Raw genomic sequence first — 21,372 nt, forward strand, 5'->3', positions numbered from 1 at the left:
GTCGCACTCCAGGACGGCTCAAGCGCATATCTGCCTGTGGCAGAAATTGCGCGTATTTTAGTTGAATGTTATGCTGAAATAACTGTACCGTCTGGACGGTATTGTCAACCTTCGAACTGTCAGGAGACCCACAGAATTGCATATAAAAAAGAAGGTCTCTTCGCGCGAGCGAATCCTGCGGGCGGCAGTGGAGCTTGCTCAGGAAGTCGGTCCTGCACATATTTCGCTCGAAGCAGTTGCGGCGCGTGCAGGTCTTTCAAAAGGCGGATTGCTCTATTCTTTTCCAACCAAGGCAAAACTTCTGGAAGCGGTGGTTGAAGAATATATGAAAGTGCATGAACATGCGATGGAAGTTCAGGAACGCCTGCAAAGCGGTGATAAAAACCGTATTGCCAGAGCTTTCTTTGATGTTTTCCGCGTTCAAGCCGATGATGAGCCGCCAGCAAGTGGAATTCTGGCAGCACTGGTTGAAAATCCAGACTTCATGATTCCTGTCAGACATTATCATCGCACTGTACTGGATCGAATGCTTGAAAATGCCACCGATCGTAATCTTGTGCTGATGACCTATCTGGTACTTTCCGGCCTTGAATGCGGTCGGCTGCTGGATTGTGACATCATCAGTGATGAAGAGCGCCATTCACTTCTCTGCCGATTAGAAACCCTTCTTGAAAAAGGTTAGAGATATCGTCCAGTTAAATATAAAAAACGCGCCTTAAAAAGCGCATTTTTATTAAAGAGCAGGGATATCGCCCCTCTCCCAACCATTGGTCGTTTCTGCAGAAAAATCAACAAAACAACCTTCCGATATGGCCTTACGAATACCCTGCATCAAATACTGATAATAAGCCAGATTATTCCAGGTCAGCAGCATTCCACCCAGCGCTTCACCTGATTTAACCAGATGGTGTAAATAGGCACGACTGTAATCACGCGCCGCCGGACAGCTTGATTCAGGGTCCAGAGGTCGGTGATCATCGGCATGACGTGCATTGCGCAGATTCACCTTTCCAAAGCGTGTGAAAGCCAGACCATGACGACCGGCTCGCGTCGGCATCACACAATCGAACATGTCTATGCCGCGGGCAACCGATTTCAAGATATCATCGGGCGTGCCAACACCCATCAGATAACGTGGTTTTTCCGATGGCAAAATCGGGCAAACCACTTCAAGCATGTCGAGCATGACATTTTGTGGTTCACCAACGGCCAACCCGCCGACAGAATAGCCTTTGAGGTCCATTGCCTTCAATGCTTCAGCCGAGCGTTCCCGCAGTCGCGCATTATCACCGCCCTGCACAATCCCGAACATCGCCTTGCCAGCCTGTGTGCCAAAAGCCGCTTTGCAGCGCTCTGCCCAGCGCAGCGACAATTCCATCGCACGCTCGGTATTTTTTTCAGGTGATGGCAGCGCCACGCATTCATCGAGCTGCATCTGAATATCACTATCAAGCAGTCCCTGAATCTCGATGGAACGCTCCGGCGTCATTTCATAAGGCTTGCCGTCAATATGCGAGCGGAAAGTCACACCGTTTTCATCAAGCTTGCGTAATTGTGCGAGCGACATAACCTGAAAACCACCGGAATCGGTCAGAATAGGACCTTTCCAGCCACCAAATTCATGCAATCCACCAAGACGAGCAACGCGCTCCGCCCCCGGACGCAGCATCAGATGATAGGTATTGCCAAGAATGATATCGGCACCCAAATCTTTCACCTGATCCATATACATGGCCTTGACGGTTCCGGCTGTACCAACCGGCATGAAGGCAGGCGTACGCACCACGCCGCGCGGCATGGAGATTTCACCCTGACGGGCTGCGCCATCACGCGCAAGCACTTTGAATTCAAAATTTTCGCTGGTCATACCATGTCTTTAATGAATTATGCCGAAAAAGGAAACGGGTTCATGCACGCTCTAACAGGCTTGAATCTCCATAGGAGTAGAAACGATAGCCTGTTTTGATTGCGTGTTTATAAGCATCATGCATCACCTCGAAACCGCTAAAGGCTGATACCAGCATGAAAAGTGTCGAACGTGGCAGGTGGAAATTGGTCATCAGCAGATCAACTGCCCGGAACTTATAGCCCGGTGTAATAAAAATATCGGTCGGACCTGCCCATGGGCGAATGATACCATCAGCACCAGAAGCACTCTCAATGAGACGCAGCGATGTCGTACCAACACAGATGATACGACCACCGCGTGCATGCACGGCATTCAGCGCATCCGCCGTTTCCTTTGAGACATAACCAATCTCGGAATGCATCTTGTGGTCTGTCGTATCGTCGGCTTTTACAGGCAAAAAGGTGCCAGCCCCCACATGCAACGTCACGAAATGTTCTTCGATACCGCGTTCGCGGATTTTTGTGAGCAGTTCCGGTGTAAAATGAAGCCCGGCAGTCGGAGCGGCGACAGCTCCCTCCTCACGCGCATAAACTGTCTGGTAATCGCTGCGATCACGCTCATCTTCAGGACGTTTGGATGCAATATAAGGCGGCAAAGGAATATGGCCCACAGCAGCAATCGCTTCATCAAGCATTGCGCCTGAAAGGTCGAATACCAGCAGCACTTCTCCTGCATCACCCTTTTCGGCAACCGTTGCACCAAGCGTGCCCATGAAACAGCTTGAGCCGGAATGACCGAAACGGATTCGGTCGCCCTCCTTCACACGTTTGGCCGGACGCAGGAATGCTTTCCAGCGATCAGCACCAATACGCATATGCAGTGTAGCACTCACCTGCGAAATATTACCGTCGCGCTCGCGCATACCTTCCAACTGTGCGGGAATGACTTTTGTATCGTTGAAAACAAGTGCATCACCCGGTTGCAACAGATCCGGCAATTCAAATACCTGCCGATCTTCAAATGGCTGGCCGGGGCGCACGCGCAAAAGCTTCGCATGGTCACGCGGTTCAGCTGGACGCAGGGCAATGCTCTCGTCCGGCAAATCGAAATCGAAAAGATCAACACGCATTATGAACCTCGAACCAAGAGCGGCCCCGGCAAAACCGGAGCCGCTATAATTTTATTAAAGCAAAGAAATCAGATATCGGAAGCGATACGTGCCGTTACGATCACGTCAGGATCAGTAACAGGTTCGCCGCGCTTGATCTTGTCAACATTATCCATGCCTTCGATAACCTGACCCCATACGGAGTACTGACGATCAAGCCATGGAGCATCGGTGAAGCAGATAAAGAACTGCGAATTTGCCGAGTTCGGGTTCTGCGAACGAGCCATCGAAGCAGTGCCACGCTTATGCGAAGTATTGGAGAATTCAGCCTTGAGGTCAGGCTTGTCCGAACCACCCATACCAGCCCGTGAGCCATTGAAATGCGCACCACCGGTCTTACCGAACTTGACATCGCCCGTCTGGGCCATAAAGCCGTCGATCACACGGTGAAACACAACACCGTCATATGCACCTTCACGCGCCAGTTCCTTGATGCGTTCGACATGGCCAGGAGCCAGATCAGGGAATAATTCAATAACAACATTGCCCTTGGTGGTTTCAAGAACGAGTGTATTTTCCGGGTCTTTATAAGCCATCGGGCCTCTCCTGTTGAGCATATCCACAAAAGTTTAGATGATTTTTGAGACAGGGATATGCGTTATATTAAAAACTTATTTCTTGTCGATCGTGGCTTTGATGATTTTGTCAGGGTTTTCAACCGAGCCATTGTCAGATTCACTACCCTTTTTGATCTTATCGACAACATCCATACCACTGACAACCTTGCCAACAACAGTGTATTGACCATTCAAAAATGCACCATCATTGAACATGATAAAGAATTGCGAGTTAGCAGAATCCGGTGACTGGCTGCGTGCCATACCAACCGTACCGCGCACAAAAGGTTCCTGAGAGAACTCAGCTGGAATATTGGGCAGGTTTGATCCGCCAGTGCCAACGCGCGATGCATTGTAACCCTTGTCTAGATTGCCAAATTTCACATCGCCGGTCTGAGCCATGAAACCAGGAATCACGCGATGGAACGCCACCCCATCATAAGCGCCTTCCTTCACAAGTTTTTCAATCTGTTCGACATGTTTTGGCGCAAGCTTGGGGTCGAGTTCAATAGCGACATTGCCGTCTTTAAGCTGCAAATTAAGTGTGTCAGCGGCGAAAGCAGCGCCTTGGGAAAGCACAACAATAGTGGCTGCGGCAAAAGCCGAACGGATGAATGACATGATTGAGAAACTCCCTGGATCAGGATTTGAATTTTGCTTCCAGTGCCTTAGCTACAGCAGCTGGAACGAAGGGCTTGATATCCCCCCCCATTGAGGCAATCTGACGAACCAATGTGGCAGTAATTGTGCGCACCGCCGGATCAGCAGGCAAAAAAACAGTCTGCAATTCTGGTGCCATTGTCCCATTCATGCCAGCCATCTGCATTTCATAATCGAGATCAGTACCATCCCGAAGACCACGCACCATTAACTTCGCATCATGCTCACGCGCAGCATCAATCACCAAAGCATCAAAAGAAATCACAGAAACACGCTTTGCATCTTTGCCCAGCACGGCTTCAGCACTTGCATTGATCAGCGCAACACGCTCTGCGAAGCTAAAAAGCGGTTTTTTGCCGGGATGCACACCAATAGCGACAATCACTTTGTCTGAAAGACGAAGTGCGCCTTTCAGAACATCCATATGGCCGTTGGTGATGGGATCGAAAGAACCCGCGTAAATCGCAATCGTCATTTCTTCCAGCTAGCCTTTTCTCATCAGATTTTCAACAACAACCACAATTGGAAAGAAATCAGAAACCAAGAAAACAAATTTAATGAGCGATAAAGCCCATTTTCCCATGAGATTCACAACCAGTTTACCAGCAAAGGTGCAGGTTTGGTGCAACCTTTTTGCTTCTCAAGCGTATCTATAATGAAAGGATACCGCGATGATGATATTTCTTCTGGCATTATCCATGATGGTAGCAATGGCTGCGTCGGCAATTATTCTGCTTCTGGAAGAAAATGAAGCAAAGCGCAAGCGTGTTCGTCCTGCCGCATTCAGTCTGAGCGCCATGCGCAAACTGGGTTCGCATTAAAACTATTCTTGAGTTTCAAAGAATCGTCAGTCCCCTCCAATATTAGAGCGCCATGCTCCCTTCCAGCGCACAAAACTCGCTCTAACAACTAAAATCATACGAAGAAATTTCAAAAAGGCCGATGGCTTCCGCCACCGGCCTTTTAATTATAAAGAACATCCTGACACGTTGCGCATCAGGAAATTCCATTATTCCTCCTCACCAGCCAAAGGCACACCACCTTCAGAAGCGGTCCCTTCAGCTTCCACAGAGCCATTCTCTTCATCGCTTTCCGTCTCCGAAATGCGCTCGACCGAGACAACTTTTTCGCCGTCAGCCGTGTTGAAGATCGTGACACCCTTGGTCGAACGTCCGGCAATACGAATACCACCAACCGGCACACGGATCAGCTGCCCACCATCGGAAACAAGCAATATCTGATCACTTGCTTCAACCGGGAACAGTGCAACAAGCTTGCCGATTTCGTCTGTCTTCGACGTATCAGTTGCACGAATGCCCTTGCCGCCACGGCCTGACACGCGGAACTCGTAAGACGAAGAACGCTTGCCATAACCATATTCACTGACAGTCAGAACGGTCTGCTCGCGTGCTTTCAGTTCCTGATAACGCTCATCATTGAGTTCGGTTTCATTTTCGACGTCTTCACCGACAACAACAATATCATCCGCATCGTCCGCTCCCTGCGCACGACGTTCAGCAATTGAACGCTTGAGATAGGCAGCGCGTTCAGCGGCATCCGCATCAACATGATGCAGGATCGCCATCGAAATGACCTTGTCACCTTCAGGCAGATTGATACCGCGAACACCGATAGAGTTACGGCCCGCAAAGACGCGAACATCGGTCACGGGGAAGCGAATGCACTGGCCACCGGCACAAGTCAGGAGAACATCATCGAATTCAGTACAAGTATCGACCGAAAGGATTTCATCGCCATCTTCTTCCAGCTTCATCGCGATCTTACCATTACGGTTGACCTGAACGAAGTCGGAAAGTTTGTTACGACGCACCGTACCGCGAGTCGTCGAGAACATGACATCGAGATTTGCCCAGGATTCTTCATCCTCCGGTAGCGGCATGATCGTGGTAATGCGCTCACCCTGCTGCAATGGCAACATGTTAATGAGTGCCTTGCCGCGCGATTGCGGATTACCGACCGGCAGACGCCAGACTTTTTCCTTATAAACAATGCCGCGCGAAGAGAAAAACAGAACCGGCGTATGCGTATTGGCAACAAACAGACGTGTTACGAAATCCTCGTCTTTCGTTGCCATGCCTGAACGGCCCTTACCGCCACGGCGCTGCGCACGATAAGTCGCCAGCGGCACACGCTTGATATAGCCTGCATGACTGACGGTAACGACCATATCTTCACGGGCGATGAGATCTTCATCATCCATTTCGGCACCGCCGAGACCAAACTCGGTACGGCGTGGCGTTGCAAACTCGTCACGAACGGCAATCATCTCTTCCTTGACGATTGTCATAACGCGCACACGCGAGCTCAGAATATCCAGATAATCGCGGATTTCTTCGCCGATCTTGTTAAGTTCATCTGCAACTTCATCGCGGCCCAGCGCAGTCAGGCGCTGCAAACGCAGATCAAGAATGGCACGGGCCTGTTCTTCAGACAGATTATAGGTATTGTCTGCATTGATCGCATGGCGCGGATCATCAATAAGACGGATCAGCGGCGCAACATCTGCCGCAGGCCAGCGACGCTCCATCAACTGCTCACGCGCAGTAGCCGGATCCGGCGCACGACGAATGAGAGCAATGATCTCATCAATATTTGCAACCGCAATTGCCAGACCAACCAAAACATGCGCACGATCACGCGCCTTGTTAAGAAGGAATTTGGTACGGCGCGTAACGACTTCTTCACGGAACGCTACGAATGCACGCAGCATATCGAGCAGATTAAGCTGTTCCGGCTTGCCACCATTCAGCGCCACCATGTTGCAGCCAAACGATGTTTGCAACGGGGTGTAGCGATAAAGCTGGTTCAGAACGACATCGGCAACGGCATCGCGCTTGAGTTCGACCACAACGCGATAGCCTTCGCGGTCAGATTCATCACGCAGATCGGAAATGCCTTCGATACGCTTGTCGCGCACCAGTTCAGCCATTTTCTCGATCATCGAAGCCTTGTTCACCTGATATGGAATCTCGGTGATAATAATGGCTTCGCGATCGCCACGCATTGGCTCAATCGCCACACGTCCACGCATTATGACCGAACCACGGCCCGTGCTGTAGGCAGAGTTAATGCCGGCGCGTCCGAGAATGATACCGCCGGTAGGGAAATCCGGGCCAGGAATAATTTCCATGACCTCTTCCAGCTCGATAGCCGGATTATCAATCAACGCTATACAACCGTCGATAACTTCGCCCAGATTGTGCGGCGGAATATTGGTTGCCATACCAACCGCAATACCACCCGAGCCATTGACAAGCAGGTTTGGAAAACGCGCAGGCAGAACCATTGGTTCGCGCTCACGACCGTCATAATTATCCTGAAAATCAACCGTATCCTTGTCGATATCCGACAAAAGGGATTCTGTGACTTTTTCCAGACGGCATTCGGTATAACGCATCGCCGCTGGCGGATCGCCATCGATGGAACCGAAATTACCCTGCCCATCCACGAGCGGATCACGCAACGAAAAGTCCTGCGCCATACGCACAAGGGCATCATAAATCGATGCGTCACCATGCGGATGGTATTTACCCATCACCTCACCGATCACACCTGCCGATTTACGGTATGGGCGATTGTAAGCGAGATTCATCTCGTTCATGGCGTGGAGAATACGACGATGTACGGGCTTCAAACCATCGCGAACATCAGGAAGCGCACGACTCACGATAACGCTCATCGCGTAATCGAGATAGGAGCGCTGCATCTCTTCAATAATAGAGATCGGTTCAATACCACTCGGGCCGCTTGGACCACCATGCATATCTTCAGAACCGGGTGGAGGCGTTAGATCTGACACTATTCAGATATCTTTCTCAACAGAATCGATAAAGTCACTTTATAGAGCAAACTGACACAAAATGCCAATTTAGAGACCATTTCAGGCAGATAAATTCCATCATCATATCAATAAGTTGAAAGATATTCACATAAACCTCGCGCAATGATGTTGTGTGAAAGCATGCATAGCGTCGACCATGCGTCTCTGATCGGCTACAATCCACTTCACAAATCAAACAACAAATACCAAAAACAGGGGCAAATTTAGCATGGGTTTCTACGATACGGTTTTCAGCGCCTTCGTCACCCTGCTCGTCACCATTGACCCGCCCGGTCTGGCGCCGTTGTTTCTGGCATTAACACCGGGGATGGACCGTAACCATCGCGGTCAGGTCGCCTTACGCGCGACTATCATCGGATTTATTGTCATGGCACTGTTTGCAATTGCTGGTGCTCAGATACTCACCATGTTTGGCATCTCGATCGGCGCATTCCGCGTAGCCGGTGGCCTGCTGCTTTTCTGGATCGCTTTCGAAATGATTTTCGAAAAACGCACCGAGCGTAAAGAGAAGAGTGCTGAAGTTGCCATCACAAAGGATCACATACGCAATATCGCAGCCTTTCCACTCGCAATACCACTCATCGCAGGCCCTGGCGCTATCTCTGCAATCGTGTTGACATCAGATTCCTTTAACGGCATCGGTCCCCGCACAGCCCTTCTTGGCGTGATAGCTGTCTGCCTTTTGATTACCTATATCGTGCTCTTGCTTGCAGAGCGCGTTGACCGTTTTCTTGGTGAAACAGGTCGTTCCATATTGACCCGTCTACTCGGCGTCATCCTTGCAGCATTGGCCGTCCAGTTTGTTGCTGATGGCGTAAGGTCACTGATCAGTGGTTGAAAATCAGCGTTTCTGAAGATCATATCTTCATACAACAAAGCAATCTAATATGCTGATTTAGATGATATTTTTATGAGGTGATCGACAAATAGACCTGTGGCTGAATCAATGTCACCTGAATTATCTATCGTGACAATATTACCAGCCGGATCATCCAGTCGAACCTCACGCGCCAGACGCTTTTCTATCTGTTGGCGGGTTTCCCTTCCTCGCGAAGATAATCGCTCAACAAGAATGGATGGTTGCGCAGTTATCAGAACCACTAAATATGATTGATATTGCCTGCGGATATCCACCAATACCTGTCGCGATACATTTGCGACCACAATGGCACCTTCTGCAAGCCTGGTGTCCATTGAACATGGCAAACCATAACGTAAACCATGGGCCTGCCAATGAAGTGAATAAGCCCCCTCATACGCAGCTTTCTGAAAGGATGCAGCATCGAGAACATCATGATCCTCATTGCCGGGCATCCCTTCCCGGGTGATAACACGGCGTACAAAATGAAAACGGGGATTATTTTTCAACGCACCACGCGCCGCATTTATAATTGTATCCTTGCCAGCCCCGCTGGGACCAACAACAGCAACAAAACACCCCTGCTCACCAGAACAAACCTGCATCACAGAACGTACTCAAAACCAGACAGAAGATCAGATAGAGTTCTGCTGCCCACGCAGATACCCACAGGATCAGCGTGGGCAGCAGAAACAACAATCTTGCGTCTATCAACTCTCATCTTATCAATCTACATAACAATAAGCTAAATCAGTAACTTATAAAGCCAATTTAACTTATCAATATAATTAAAAAAACGGGCGCCAAATGCGCCCGTTTTTTATCATCAGAATGGAATTTCGTCGTCGAGATCACGGGAGAAACCGCCACCGCCGCCGCCCTGACCCGATGGGCCGGACGATCCAAAATCACTGCCACCGCCAGAGTAATCCGACATCTGGTTGCGATTACCGCCGCCGCCGCTACCACCGAACGAACGTCCCTGATCGCCACTATCACCACGGCTATCAAGCATCTGCAATTCACCACGGAACTTCTGCAACACGATTTCAGTCGTGTAACGGTCATTACCGTTCTGATCCTGCCATTTGCGGGTCTGCAACGCACCTTCGATATAAACCTTGGCGCCCTTTTTCAGATATTGTTCGGCAACCTTGGCAAGGTTTTCATTGAAAATCACAACGCTGTGCCATTCGGTACGTTCCTTGCGCTCACCAGTCTGGCGATCACGCCAGCTTTCCGAAGTGGCAATGCGCAGATTAGCAATCTGATCGCCCGAATTAAGGCGGCGAATTTCAGGATCGGCACCAAGATTGCCAACCAGAATGACTTTATTGACACTACCAGCCATCGAAAACTTACTCCGGGTCTTACAAACACCGCTTTGTACATTACTGCCTGCAGAATGCTTCCGGGTTTACCGGACAAGGTGCTTTCCAAAATAAAGATCAGGCGCAAATAAGCGCCATCACAAAAAACTCAGGTAACACTCTACAACAGCTATTTCCGATAAGCGCTTACCTGAAAGACGATTTTAAAAATGTTCCACAGAAGTTATGTTCCTGTTTTGTTCATAAAGCAACAGTTTTCAGGTTTTTTGGCCCATAAAATGTGTTTAAAACAAAGCGGGTAAAATAATGGCCATTTAGAGTCCTGACCCTAGCAAGGGTAGCCCTGCCGCTCACTGTTTCTTAGGCGCGCAGGGCTTGTAGGTGAGCAAAGCTCTTATATCGACACTTCTTCGCCGATAAATCATTTCGGAAACACACGATAAAAAAACGCATGATTTCCGCGCATAATCCAGATTTTCTGCAATCAACCAACGCTATCAATGTCGTATCTAAACATAGATGACAATACATCAATAACGGAAGTGATTGTGCTTTCACTCCTGTGAAAGCCAGGCAACTCAGTCAGGTGGACTCATGCTCCTTTACCTCCCTGTTGCATTCACTCGACTGGCTGGACCTCTTGCCGATATCGTTTCATCTCTTCCGATATCTCTCCACCATCAAGCAAAGATAGTTTGCTCCTGTCAGGAGTAAAGGTCAACGCTCTTGCGTTCACATTTCGTATCGCTTATCAGAAACCTGGTTGTTCGATCTTTGTTCCGGTGATAAATCTGCATCGAACGATTGACTGGCCCCCTTCCAAAGAAGGGATTCATCCCCATATTATGGAGCGGTGCGACCTGAACTTCGGCGCCCGGATACTCCATGGCATGACCAGACAGGCAGGACGCGGAATGAGCGATCAGAAATTCATTTCCATACGTGGCGCACGTGAACACAATCTGAAAAATGTCGATCTTGATCTGCCGCGCGACAAGCTGATCGTGATGACTGGACTTTCAGGCTCGGGCAAATCATCGCTGGCCTTCGACACAATTTATGCGGAAGGTCAGCGCCGTTATGTCGAAAGCCTTTCGGCCTATGCACGTCAGTTCCTTGAAATGATGCAAAAACCGGATGTCGATCAGATCGACGGTCTGTCGCCTGCTATTTCCATCGAACAAAAGACAACAAGCCGCAATCCGCGTTCAACTGTTGGTACCGTAACCGAAATATACGACTATATGCGCCTGTTATTCGCGCGTGTTGGCGTGCCCTATTCGCCAGCCACGGGCCTGCCTATTGAAAGCCAGACTGTCAGCCAGATGGTTGATCGTGTTCTGGCTCTGGAAGAAGGCACACGTCTTTATATCCTCGCGCCTATCGTTCGCGGTCGTAAAGGTGAGTACAAGAAAGAGCTGGCAGAGCTTCAAAAAAAGGGCTTCCAGCGCGTGAAGGTTGACGGCACTTTCTACGAAATCGCCGATGTCCCTGCACTCGACAAGAAATACAAGCATGACATTGATGTCGCTGTGGATCGTGTCGTGGTGCGTGGTGATCTTGGAACCCGTTTGGCTGACAGTCTCGAAACCTGCTTGAAGCTTGCTGATGGTCTGGCGATTGCAGAATTCGCTGACAAGCCTTTACCATCAGAAGAAACAGCCTCCGGCGGCGGCGCAAATAAATCAGCCAATGAAACGCATGAACGCATCATGTTTTCTGAAAAATTTGCCTGCCCGGTTTCCGGCTTCACGATTCCCGAAATCGAGCCGCGCCTGTTCTCGTTCAACAACCCTTTTGGTGCCTGCCCCACTTGTGATGGCTTAGGTACCCAGCAGGCGATCGATCCAAATCTTATCATTCCGGATGAAACAATCTCCCTCAAAGATGGGGCGGTTGCACCATGGGCACGCTCGTCCTCGCCTTACTACAATCAGACGCTCGAAGCGCTCGGCAAAGCCTATGATTTTAAGGTCAGCACCAAATGGTCAGCTCTTTCTGATGAAGCAAAAGAAGCTATTCTATATGGCACAAAGGGCCGTGAAATCACCTTCCAATATGATGATGGTCTGCGCTCCTATCAAACCACCAAGGCTTTTGAAGGAGTTATACCCAACCTTGAACGCCGCTGGAAAGAAACAGATTCGGCATGGTCGCGTGAGGAAATCGAGCGTTTCATGTCTTCGACGCCCTGCCCTGCCTGTAAAGGCTTCCGCCTGAAACCGGAAGCTCTGGCGGTCAAGATTGGCATGAAGCATATTGGCGAAATCACTGGCATGTCGATCCGTAATGCTGATGCCTGGTTTCGCGAAATCGATAACACATTCAATGACAAGCAGCGCGAAATTGCCGCCCGTATTCTCAAGGAAATCCGTGAACGCTTGGAATTCCTCAACGATGTCGGCCTGGATTATCTGACACTTGCGCGTAATTCCGGCACATTATCGGGGGGGGAAAGCCAGCGAATCCGCCTGGCTTCACAGATCGGCTCAGGTCTGACCGGTGTGCTTTATGTGCTCGATGAGCCATCGATTGGTTTGCATCAACGCGACAATGCCCGTCTGCTCGACACGCTTCGTCACCTGCGCGATCTCGGCAATACCGTTATCGTTGTTGAACATGATGAAGATGCAATCCTGACCGCAGATTATGTGGTCGATATTGGCCCGGCAGCAGGTGTTCATGGTGGTAAAATCATTGCACAAGGCACACCAGAGGACGTCATGTCCAATCCGAATTCTCTCACTGGCAAATATCTGTCGGGGGCGATGGAGGTTGCTGTTCCTGCCGAGCGCCGGAAGCTCATCAAAAACAAGCATATTCGAGTTGTTGGCGCACGCGGCAATAACCTTAAAAATGTATCGGCGGATATTCCTCTCGGCACATTCACCGCTGTTACCGGCGTTTCCGGCGGCGGCAAATCAACCTTCCTGATTGAAACGCTGTTTAAGGCTGCATCGCGACGTATCATGGGTTCGCGCGAACATCCCGCAGAACATGATCGCATAGAAGGTCTTGAATTCCTTGATAAGGTCATCGATATCGACCAGTCGCCGATTGGCCGCACACCGCGTTCTAACCCGGCAACCTATACGGGCGCTTTCACACCGATCCGTGACTGGTTTTCAGGTCTGCCGGAGGCAAAGGCTCGCGGTTATCAACCGGGGCGCTTCTCGTTCAACGTAAAAGGTGGTCGTTGCGAGGCCTGTCAGGGTGATGGTGTCATAAAAATCGAGATGCACTTTCTGCCGGATGTTTATGTAACTTGTGACGTCTGCCATGGAAAACGCTACAATCGCGAAACTCTGGAAGTGCAGTTCAAGGGCAAGTCCATTGCCGATGTTCTCGATATGACGGTTGAAGAAGGGGCGGAATTTTTCACAGCCGTTCCCGCAGTGCGCGACAAGCTCGAAACACTTGTCAAGGTTGGCCTCGGCTATATCAAGGTCGGCCAGCAGGCAACGACACTTTCTGGCGGGGAAGCGCAGCGCGTCAAACTCGCCAAGGAGCTTTCACGCAAGGCAACCGGAAAAACGCTCTATATCCTTGATGAGCCAACCACGGGCCTGCACTTCCACGACGTTGCCAAGCTTCTAGAAGTGCTGCACGAACTGGTCGAACAAGGCAACACGGTTGTGGTCATCGAACACAATCTGGAAGTTATCAAGACTGCCGACTGGGTTATTGATCTGGGACCTGAAGGCGGTGACGGTGGCGGTGAAATTGTGGCAGTCGGGCGCCCTGAAGACATTGTGAAGGAAAAACGCTCTTATACAGGGCAGTTTCTCAAAGAGCTGCTTGAACGGCGTCCGAAAAACAAGGCAGAGGCTGCTGAATAGAGCATAAGTCCAACCTGATTCAACCGGATCAAAACGCGCTTTAAACAAAAAACCGGGTGTAAAGCCCGGTTTTTTTTATAGTTCTTTATTCCACCAGTCCGATAATCGGACCATATCCACCATGCCAGGAAATATTATTTCTGCCCATGGCAGGATTATAAATTCCTGCACCATTGCCCCCATCAAGAAACAATACATTGGGACATTTCAGCTCATCGCGAAACAGCCTGGCAAAATCATAAAAATTCACGGCATCTTCGCTGATGGCAAAGCGGATGGATTGATCAGCACAGACACCCACACCGCTTCTGCGTGTCCGGTCTGTCGATCCATTGATCAAAATCGGGTTGAGTTTGTTCTCAATAACCAGCATAGGCCCGGATTGTGTGGCAAAGCGCAGCTTCGGCCGTTTTTTCAAAAAACTGTCCGTCGAAACGATACCGGCATTCTCTTCATCAAAATAGAAAATACCATTGGGCTTTTTATAAAAATTCGGAACCGGACCAGAGACACGCGGTGGCGCTTTTGTATCAGCAGAAACCAGTTCCTGCCCATCCTCAATATAAAGACCAAGCGGAGTGAAATCGACCTGATACATTCCCGCATTCAAGGCAAATGTTAATGTCTTGCCTTGCAGGGCCACAGCATCTGCAACTTTCGAGAAATTACGATAGGGCTCACCCTCGGCATTCTTCCAGAACAGACGCAGATTTTCCTTATCCTTCACCGTGCAGACAATAAATTTTGTGTCCTGAAAGACCTGCGGGCTACAGACACCCGCCTGTGACGACTGGATGCCGAAAAACAGTCCTGCAAAACCAAAAACCGGGAGTGCTACACTCATTTTACGAAAAAACATCGCTAAACCTCCCTCAGCCAAACTATCAAAATAAAAAAGCCCGACCAAGTAGCCGGGCTTTTTAAATCTACATTATTATAAACAATTACTGTGCTGGCTGCTCAGGCTCGGCGGTTGCGCCTGCCTGTGCAGCAAGAACTTCACCAACAGAGGTTGCCAGATCGCGAGCAATACCGTTCTGCCAGATATTTGCAGCCTTAACGACTTCACGGGTTACGAGTGGACCCTCTGCAAGGAGCTTCTTGCCTGCATCCGAGGTATAGAATGCAGTGATTGCCTTGAGTTCATCTTCGGTAAACACATTGGCATAAGCACGGGCAGATTCAGTTTCGAGGTCTGCGCGACGGGCAGCAAGCGCAATTGCCTTGTCATCGACCGTCTTGGTGATAAGCGCTTCAAGGTTTGGATCCTTCTGGATCAATTCACCTTTAAGAGCGCGGGCAGCACTTGGCAGGATTTCATCGAACTGTTCAGTTGCCTGAATAGACGCAATCGCCGCACGGGCAGCATCCAGATGCGAAGCGGAAATTTCCTGTGCAACAGCCGCATGGACGCCCGACAGCAGGACGAGTGCGGATAACGGTGCAATCAGACGGCGAAAGCCAGTTGCCGGGATCATATGGTCAATACTCCGTTCAAACAATTCGTATCGGCGGTTTAAGGCCGGTTCATAGTTCGGATACCGTCAGCACCAGCAATGATTGCTGTGCGTGCCAGTCCGATAAATAATCCATGCTCTACAACACCCGGTATGGCGAAGAGAGCGTCTGATAGATTCTTTGGATCGGGAATGCGGCCAAAAGATGCATCCACGATATAATGTCCACCATCTGTAACAAATGCTACGCCGTCTTTTAAACGCAGGACAAGTGAACCTGCAAGACCGCATTGCGCAGCCGCTGCTTCAATAGCAAGTAAGGTTGCTTTAAGACCAAAGCGATTGACTTCGATTGGCAGCGGAAAGCGACCAAGTGTTTCGACAACCTTCGAGCGATCGGCAATGACTATCATCGAATCGGATGCTGCCGCTACAATCTTTTCACGAAGAAGCGCACCACCGCCCCCCTTGATAAGGGTGAGAGCACTATCGACTTCATCTGCACCATCAATGGTCAGATCAAGATGCGGGGTTTCTTCAAGTGTTGTCAGTGGAATGCCCAGTTCTGCACAAAGAGCAGCCGTGCGTTCAGAGGTTGGCACCCCGATAATCTGGAATCCATCATTAACTTTTTCAGCGAGGAGACGGACGAATTCTTCAGCAGTAGAACCGGTGCCAATTCCCAGACGCATGCCATCCTTGACATGTGTCAATGCTTCTGCAGCAGCGGCTATTTTAAGCTTTCTTGCTTCATCCATGCCTGAATTCCTGTTTTCCCAACGGATTCTCATCCGGCTCCGCAAACGCCTCTAGCATGTGCGTGCAGTACAACAAAGCTTCTATTGCAATTATAGCATTTTTTTAAGAATGCCTCTCGTTTACGCTGCACCTTGAGCCTATCTGAAAGATCGTTTAGCAATTTGCTGTCATTAAATATCCTGAAATATCGTGAGGAAGCCATGTCTGTCGCCAGCGCAAAACCCATTATCGTTTTTGATCTCGATGGAACATTGGTTGAAACAGCACCTGACCTTCTGGACAGCTTGAATCATTGCCTGTCGATTTCAGGTTTGCAGACGGCAGATAATGATTCACTTCGCCGTTTTGTCGGTCAGGGTGGACGTGTCATGATTGAACGAGCTTTCGCAGCCCAGCAAAAACAGGTGCATGATGCAAGGCTTGATGAATTGGTTGAAGAGTTCCGCGAACATTATGCAGCACATATGCCCGGACACTCCTCCTTTTACCCGGGCGTGCTTGAAGCAATGGATCGCTTTAGTGCGAATGGCTATACACTGGCCGTTTGCACGAACAAATATGAAGCGCTGGCTGTAAAGCTGCTAACCGCAATGGGTGAAGCGCATCGTTTTGCAGCAATATGTGGTGCGGATACATTTGCATTTCGTAAGCCGGATCCTCGCCATCTGACAGAAACAATTACTCTGGCCGGCGGTCAACACGATAACGCCATTATGGTTGGAGATAGCCGAACTGATATTGATACGGCAAAAGCAGCAGGTATTCCTGTCGTTGCAGTTGATTTCGGCTATACTGACTTGCCAGTTCATCATTACGAACCAAGCCGTGTCATTTCGCATTATGATGAATTTACGCTCAAAATGGCAGATCAGCTTCTGGAATCCGTTGCCGACAGAATATGAGAAAATGGAGTAATTTTATGAAACAAACCGTTATAATTACTGCTATTTTCTCGTTGCTGCTCTCAGCCAGCGCCTATGCAAATGAACCGTCACCAACGGGGCTTCCCGGCGTAAGGACGCAAACGCCGATTGTATCAGCGCCACCGCCTGCACCGGAACCAGACAATCAACCTGCCGGGACGTGGAAACATTTTCGTGTCGGCAATACTGATGTATCCATTTCAGGGAGTGTGAACGTTGATGTCGGCACCGGCAACAGCCGCAGATCAGGCCGCTGAATTTTCAAGTGCAGACAAAACAGACGGCAACAGCTCTGGAAGATCCTCGGCAATCAAACCATAACCGAAGCGCCGGGCAGCATCGGCATGCATCCAGACAGCTGCACTGGCAGCTTCAAATGCAGGCATTGCTTGCGAAATCAATCCGCAGACAATGCCGGCAAGCACATCGCCTGACCCGGCAGTTGCAAGAAGTGGCGTGCCGTTGGAATTGATCGCCGCGCGTCCGTCCGGCGATGCAATGACCGTATCCGGCCCTTTGTAAATCACCACAGCATTGGCGCGGCTTGCTGCCTTGCGTGCCTTATCGAGCTTTGATGTATCTTTTTCATCCGCAATATCAGGAAAAAGACGCCGAAATTCTCCCTCATGCGGGGTTAAAACAAGGGCAGTACCGGCATTTCTTTGCGCTTTGAAAAGCTGCTCCGGCTGATCTTCAAAAGATGTAATGCCATCAGCATCCAACACAAGCCCTTTGAGTTGCTTTGCGCGATCATTGACTGCGCTCAACAACAAAAGCGTATGCGCACGCGCAAATGTAGAATTTCCGTAACCGGGACCGAGAACACAGGCTGCGACCTTGCGTTCAACAATAAAACTTTCGACATCTTTGATGCTTCGGGTTTCACGCACCATAATGCTGGTCAGATGGGTGGCATTGATGGATACAGCGTCTGACGGTGATAGAACTGTAACAGCACCTGCACCGCTGCGTGCTGCACCCTTTGCTGATAATCGTGCAGCGCCAGTCGCATGCCCCGGCCCGGAAAAGACCGCCACATGGCCACGGCTATATTTATGCATGTTGATAGCTAATAGCGGTAGCTGATCACGCCAGTTTTCTGGTGCATTTTCATATGCATCTGGCCTGATTGATGCCAGAACATCATCATTGATACCAATATTTGCGACATGAAGAACACCGCAATGCGCCCTGCCCGGTTGCAAAATGTGCCCCGGCTTTTTACGAAAAAAAGTCATGGTTGCACGTGCATTGATCGCCGCACCATACACCTGCCCACTTAGGCCCGAAATGCCGCTTGGTAAATCCACAGCAAGAACAGGTATATCAGATGCATTAATGTCTGCGATCACTGCAGCCTCGACATCATCAATATTGCGAGCCAAGCCTGCCCCATAAAGCGCATCAATAATTCCTGTAAATATTGTCGGCAAGAAATCACTGAGCCTGCGGAGTTCACCCTTATAAAACTTTAAAGCTTGCATGGCATCGGTGTCTGGCCGGGGTTCTGCGGTTGCAAAACATATGACATCCCGACCAGCATCCCGCAAAAGCTGAGCGGCAACATAACCATCACCACCATTATTTCCCGGGCCACACAGAACAGCTATCGGACCAGTGGATGAAAACATTTTCAAAGCTATATCTGCCACCGCCCGGCCTGCGGCAAGCATAAGAGAAAAACCATCATATTTGCCGGATTCGATAGTCATTCGATCCGCCAGTGACATTTGCGCAGGTGTCAGCAGTTCAAACATGACATCCGTTTCCCTTATGGCTGAAGTGATTAATTAAACAGCATTCGATGAAAATCAAATTGACTAACTTATACGCATAATGTCTTTTTTTTAATCATCACCAACCAAGTTTAAACCTTGTTGAAAATCTTTCATCTGCAAAGCCTTGTTTCGATGACAATTATAATGCCAATCTAATGCATGGAAAGTTGGACTTCTGAATCTACTGAAAATGCGCTAGCGTCAACTCAAGCGCGGTTTTGATGGGCAAAATTAGTACAACTTGAGAAAAAACATGCTTGAAAAAGCCTGAATCGTAAAAAGATTGATCGATATGGATCAAATTGGCACAGTTCCTGCTTCTATATCTTTGAAACGGGCACAATGTCCATTTCCGAACAAGAGCGGAGACCATTCTCTGATGAAAAAGATCGAAGCCATCATTAAGCCTTTCAAACTTGATGAAGTGAAGGAAGCCCTTCAGGAAGTTGGTTTGCAGGGTATTACTGTAATTGAAGCCAAGGGTTTTGGCCGACAGAAGGGCCATACCGAGCTTTACCGTGGTGCGGAATATGTCGTCGATTTTCTTCCAAAAGTGAAAGTCGAAGTCATCGTGGCTGACGAAACCGTCGATGGCGCTATCGAAGCTATTCGCAAGGCAGCCCAGACCGGGCGCATCGGCGACGGTAAGATTTTCGTCTCGAATATTGAAGAAGTTATCCGTATCCGTACCGGTGAATCCGGCGTGGATGCGATCTGATAAAATCACAGCCTATCGAACCCAGCCTACCGAAAATCGTCGTGCAAACAGGATATTAAAATGACGACTGCCAATGACATTCTGAAACAGATCAAAGACAACGACATCAAGTTTGTCGACCTCCGCTTCACTGACCCCAAGGGCAAGCTGCAGCACGTCACGATGGATATTGGCCTCGTCGACGAGGAAATGTTTGAAGATGGCGTCATGTTTGACGGCTCTTCAATCGCTGGCTGGAAGGCCATCAATGAATCCGACATGGTTCTTATGCCGGACCCGGAAACGGCTCACATCGACCCATTTTTCGCACAGTCCACATTGGTAATTCTTTGCGATATTCTCGATCCTATTTCGGGTGAAGCCTATAGCCGTGATCCACGCACGACTGCAAAGAAGGCCGAAGCATATATGAAGTCGCTTGGTATCGGTGACACCGTATATGTTGGCCCGGAAGCTGAATTCTTCGTTTTTGATGACGTTAAATACAAGGTTGATCCGTTCAATACCGGTTTCAAGCTCGATTCAACCGAGCTTCCATCGAATGATGATACCGATTATGAAACAGGCAATCTCGGCCACCGTCCACGTGTCAAGGGTGGTTATTTCCCGGTTCCGCCAATTGACAGCGCACAGGATATGCGTTCGGAAATGCTCACCGTTCTGACGGAAATGGGCGTAACCGTTGAAAAGCATCACCACGAAGTGGCTTCGGCTCAGCATGAACTGGGCGTCAAGTTTGACAGCCTCGTTCGCAATGCCGACAAGATGCAGATCTACAAATATGTTGTCCATCAGGTTGCCAATGCCTATGGCAAGACTGCCACCTTCATGCCAAAGCCGGTTTTCGGTGACAATGGTTCGGGGATGCACGTTCACTTTTCGATCTGGAAAGATGGCAAACCTACCTTCGCCGGTAACGAATATGCCGGTCTATCGGAAAACTGCCTTTACTTCATTGGCGGCGTTATCAAACATGCCAAGGCAGTGAATGCATTCACCAACCCGTCCACCAACTCCTACAAGCGTCTGGTTCCGGGTTATGAAGCACCGGTTCTGCTGGCTTACTCAGCGCGTAACCGTTCGGCTTCCTGCCGTATTCCTTTCGGTTCTTCTCCAAAGTCAAAGCGTCTTGAAGTTCGCTTCCCGGACCCGTCCGCAAATCCATATCTCTGCTTTGCAGCCCTGCTGATGGCTGGTCTTGACGGTATCAAGAACAAGATTCATCCGGGTCAGGCAATGGACAAGGATCTCTATGATCTTCCTGCAAAGGAACTCAAGAAGATCCCAACCGTCTGCGGTTCGCTTCGTGAAGCTCTACAGTCGCTCGACAAGGATCGTGAATTCCTCAAGGCTGGCGGTGTATTTGAAGACGACCAGATCGATAGCTTCATCGAACTCAAAATGGCTGAAGTGCTGCGTTATGAAACAACGCCACATCCAATCGAGTTCGACATGTACTACTCGGTTTAATTGAGATTGCGGGCTGGAAACGGCCCGCTGCCGTCAAGACAGTTACCGAGGGGAACGACGTGCAAAAATGCACGCGAAAGAAAACCCGGCGAAAGCCGGGTTTTCTTTTATTATCAATTCATTACATTAATTAGATGAATAT

The 21,372-nt window shown here is 49.5% G+C and carries 20 protein-coding genes; 8 read left to right on the top strand and 12 right to left on the bottom strand.

Annotated features, from left to right (window positions below; genetic code table 11):
* Window positions 1–136 precede the first annotated feature (136 nt).
* On the top strand, window positions 137–682 hold the full coding sequence (locus FHY56_RS07960) for a TetR/AcrR family transcriptional regulator (protein ID WP_140904632.1): 546 nt from the start codon (window positions 137–139) through the stop codon (window positions 680–682).
* 51 nt (window positions 683–733) lie between these two features.
* Here the strand turns inward: FHY56_RS07960 and tgt are convergent, their stop codons facing one another.
* The 5 genes from tgt to coaD all read right to left on the bottom strand — a co-directional run bounded on the left by tgt (window position 734) and on the right by coaD (window position 4,709).
* Window positions 734–1,867 carry a tRNA guanosine(34) transglycosylase Tgt gene (tgt, locus tag FHY56_RS07965; protein WP_140904633.1) on the bottom strand — a complete coding sequence of 378 codons (1,134 nt, stop codon included), beginning with the start codon at window positions 1,865–1,867 and terminating at the stop codon, window positions 734–736.
* A gap of 40 nt (window positions 1,868–1,907) precedes the next feature.
* Window positions 1,908–2,978, bottom strand: coding sequence for a tRNA preQ1(34) S-adenosylmethionine ribosyltransferase-isomerase QueA (gene queA / locus FHY56_RS07970; RefSeq protein ID WP_140904634.1), 1,071 nt, complete (start codon window positions 2,976–2,978; stop codon window positions 1,908–1,910).
* A gap of 68 nt (window positions 2,979–3,046) precedes the next feature.
* Window positions 3,047–3,553, bottom strand: a complete 507-nt coding sequence (locus FHY56_RS07975) for a peptidylprolyl isomerase (RefSeq protein ID WP_140904635.1) — start codon at window positions 3,551–3,553, stop codon at window positions 3,047–3,049.
* 75 nt (window positions 3,554–3,628) lie between these two features.
* On the bottom strand, window positions 3,629–4,195 hold the full coding sequence (locus tag FHY56_RS07980; protein WP_140904636.1) for a peptidylprolyl isomerase: 567 nt from the start codon (window positions 4,193–4,195) through the stop codon (window positions 3,629–3,631).
* Window positions 4,196–4,214: 19 nt separating this feature from the next.
* The gene (coaD, locus tag FHY56_RS07985; RefSeq protein ID WP_140904637.1) at window positions 4,215–4,709 is read right to left on the bottom strand and encodes a pantetheine-phosphate adenylyltransferase; all 495 of its coding nucleotides are present in this window, start codon (window positions 4,707–4,709) and stop codon (window positions 4,215–4,217) included.
* Window positions 4,710–4,905: 196 nt separating this feature from the next.
* Between coaD and FHY56_RS17905 the strand changes: the two genes are divergently transcribed.
* Complete coding sequence (locus tag FHY56_RS17905; RefSeq protein WP_168927596.1) at window positions 4,906–5,055, top strand: hypothetical protein; 150 nt, start codon at window positions 4,906–4,908, stop codon at window positions 5,053–5,055.
* A gap of 188 nt (window positions 5,056–5,243) precedes the next feature.
* On the opposite strand, the gene gyrA is transcribed toward FHY56_RS17905, so the two are convergent.
* Entirely contained in the window at window positions 5,244–8,018 is a 2,775-nt protein-coding gene (gene gyrA / locus FHY56_RS07990) for a DNA gyrase subunit A (RefSeq protein WP_140904718.1), read from the bottom strand.
* Between the two features lie 286 nt (window positions 8,019–8,304).
* On the opposite strand from gyrA, the gene FHY56_RS07995 reads away from it, so the two are divergent.
* Window positions 8,305–8,934: a MarC family protein gene (locus FHY56_RS07995; protein ID WP_140904638.1), complete on the top strand. Its 630-nt coding sequence runs from the start codon at window positions 8,305–8,307 to the stop codon at window positions 8,932–8,934.
* 44 nt (window positions 8,935–8,978) lie between these two features.
* On the opposite strand, the gene phnN is transcribed toward FHY56_RS07995, so the two are convergent.
* Window positions 8,979–9,560 (bottom strand): phosphonate metabolism protein/1,5-bisphosphokinase (PRPP-forming) PhnN, encoded by a 582-nt coding sequence (gene phnN, locus FHY56_RS08000; protein WP_140904639.1) that lies wholly within the window; start codon window positions 9,558–9,560, stop codon window positions 8,979–8,981.
* 221 nt (window positions 9,561–9,781) lie between these two features.
* A complete protein-coding gene (gene ssb, locus FHY56_RS08005) occupies window positions 9,782–10,306 on the bottom strand; it encodes a single-stranded DNA-binding protein (protein ID WP_140904640.1) in 525 nt (174 codons plus the stop codon).
* An 894-nt stretch (window positions 10,307–11,200) separates the two neighbouring features.
* Here ssb and uvrA point away from each other — a divergent pair.
* Window positions 11,201–14,125: an excinuclease ABC subunit UvrA gene (gene uvrA / locus FHY56_RS08010; protein ID WP_140904719.1), complete on the top strand. Its 2,925-nt coding sequence runs from the start codon at window positions 11,201–11,203 to the stop codon at window positions 14,123–14,125.
* An 85-nt stretch (window positions 14,126–14,210) separates the two neighbouring features.
* Here uvrA and FHY56_RS08015 read toward each other — a convergent pair whose 3' ends face one another.
* The 3 genes from FHY56_RS08015 to rpiA form a co-directional block, all read right to left on the bottom strand.
* A complete protein-coding gene (locus FHY56_RS08015) occupies window positions 14,211–14,984 on the bottom strand; it encodes a phosphodiester glycosidase family protein (protein ID WP_140904641.1) in 774 nt (257 codons plus the stop codon).
* A gap of 85 nt (window positions 14,985–15,069) precedes the next feature.
* Window positions 15,070–15,603, bottom strand: coding sequence for a DUF2059 domain-containing protein (locus tag FHY56_RS08020; protein WP_140904642.1), 534 nt, complete (start codon window positions 15,601–15,603; stop codon window positions 15,070–15,072).
* Window positions 15,604–15,641: 38 nt separating this feature from the next.
* Entirely contained in the window at window positions 15,642–16,340 is a 699-nt protein-coding gene (gene rpiA, locus FHY56_RS08025; RefSeq protein WP_140904643.1) for a ribose-5-phosphate isomerase RpiA, read from the bottom strand.
* Window positions 16,341–16,541: 201 nt separating this feature from the next.
* Here rpiA and FHY56_RS08030 point away from each other — a divergent pair, with 201 nt between their 5' ends.
* Together FHY56_RS08030 and FHY56_RS08035 are read left to right on the top strand one after the other, a co-directional pair.
* On the top strand, window positions 16,542–17,243 hold the full coding sequence (locus tag FHY56_RS08030; RefSeq protein ID WP_140904644.1) for a phosphoglycolate phosphatase: 702 nt from the start codon (window positions 16,542–16,544) through the stop codon (window positions 17,241–17,243).
* A gap of 17 nt (window positions 17,244–17,260) precedes the next feature.
* Window positions 17,261–17,521 carry a hypothetical protein gene (locus FHY56_RS08035; RefSeq protein ID WP_140904645.1) on the top strand — a complete coding sequence of 87 codons (261 nt, stop codon included), beginning with the start codon at window positions 17,261–17,263 and terminating at the stop codon, window positions 17,519–17,521.
* Here FHY56_RS08035 and FHY56_RS08040 read toward each other — a convergent pair.
* The gene (locus FHY56_RS08040) at window positions 17,510–19,021 is read right to left on the bottom strand and encodes an NAD(P)H-hydrate dehydratase (protein WP_140904646.1); all 1,512 of its coding nucleotides are present in this window, start codon (window positions 19,019–19,021) and stop codon (window positions 17,510–17,512) included. The two genes, FHY56_RS08035 and FHY56_RS08040, sit on opposite strands and share 12 nt — an antisense overlap.
* Window positions 19,022–19,421: 400 nt before the next feature.
* Between FHY56_RS08040 and FHY56_RS08045 the strand changes: the two genes are divergently transcribed.
* Together FHY56_RS08045 and glnA are read left to right on the top strand one after the other, a co-directional pair.
* Window positions 19,422–19,760: a P-II family nitrogen regulator gene (locus FHY56_RS08045; protein ID WP_007874909.1), complete on the top strand. Its 339-nt coding sequence runs from the start codon at window positions 19,422–19,424 to the stop codon at window positions 19,758–19,760.
* Window positions 19,761–19,820: 60 nt separating this feature from the next.
* Window positions 19,821–21,230: a type I glutamate--ammonia ligase gene (gene glnA / locus FHY56_RS08050; protein ID WP_140904647.1), complete on the top strand. Its 1,410-nt coding sequence runs from the start codon at window positions 19,821–19,823 to the stop codon at window positions 21,228–21,230.
* Window positions 21,231–21,372: the final 142 nt, after the last annotated feature.

The organism is Brucella gallinifaecis, from assembly GCF_006476605.1.
GTDB lineage: Bacteria > Pseudomonadota > Alphaproteobacteria > Rhizobiales > Rhizobiaceae > Brucella > Brucella gallinifaecis.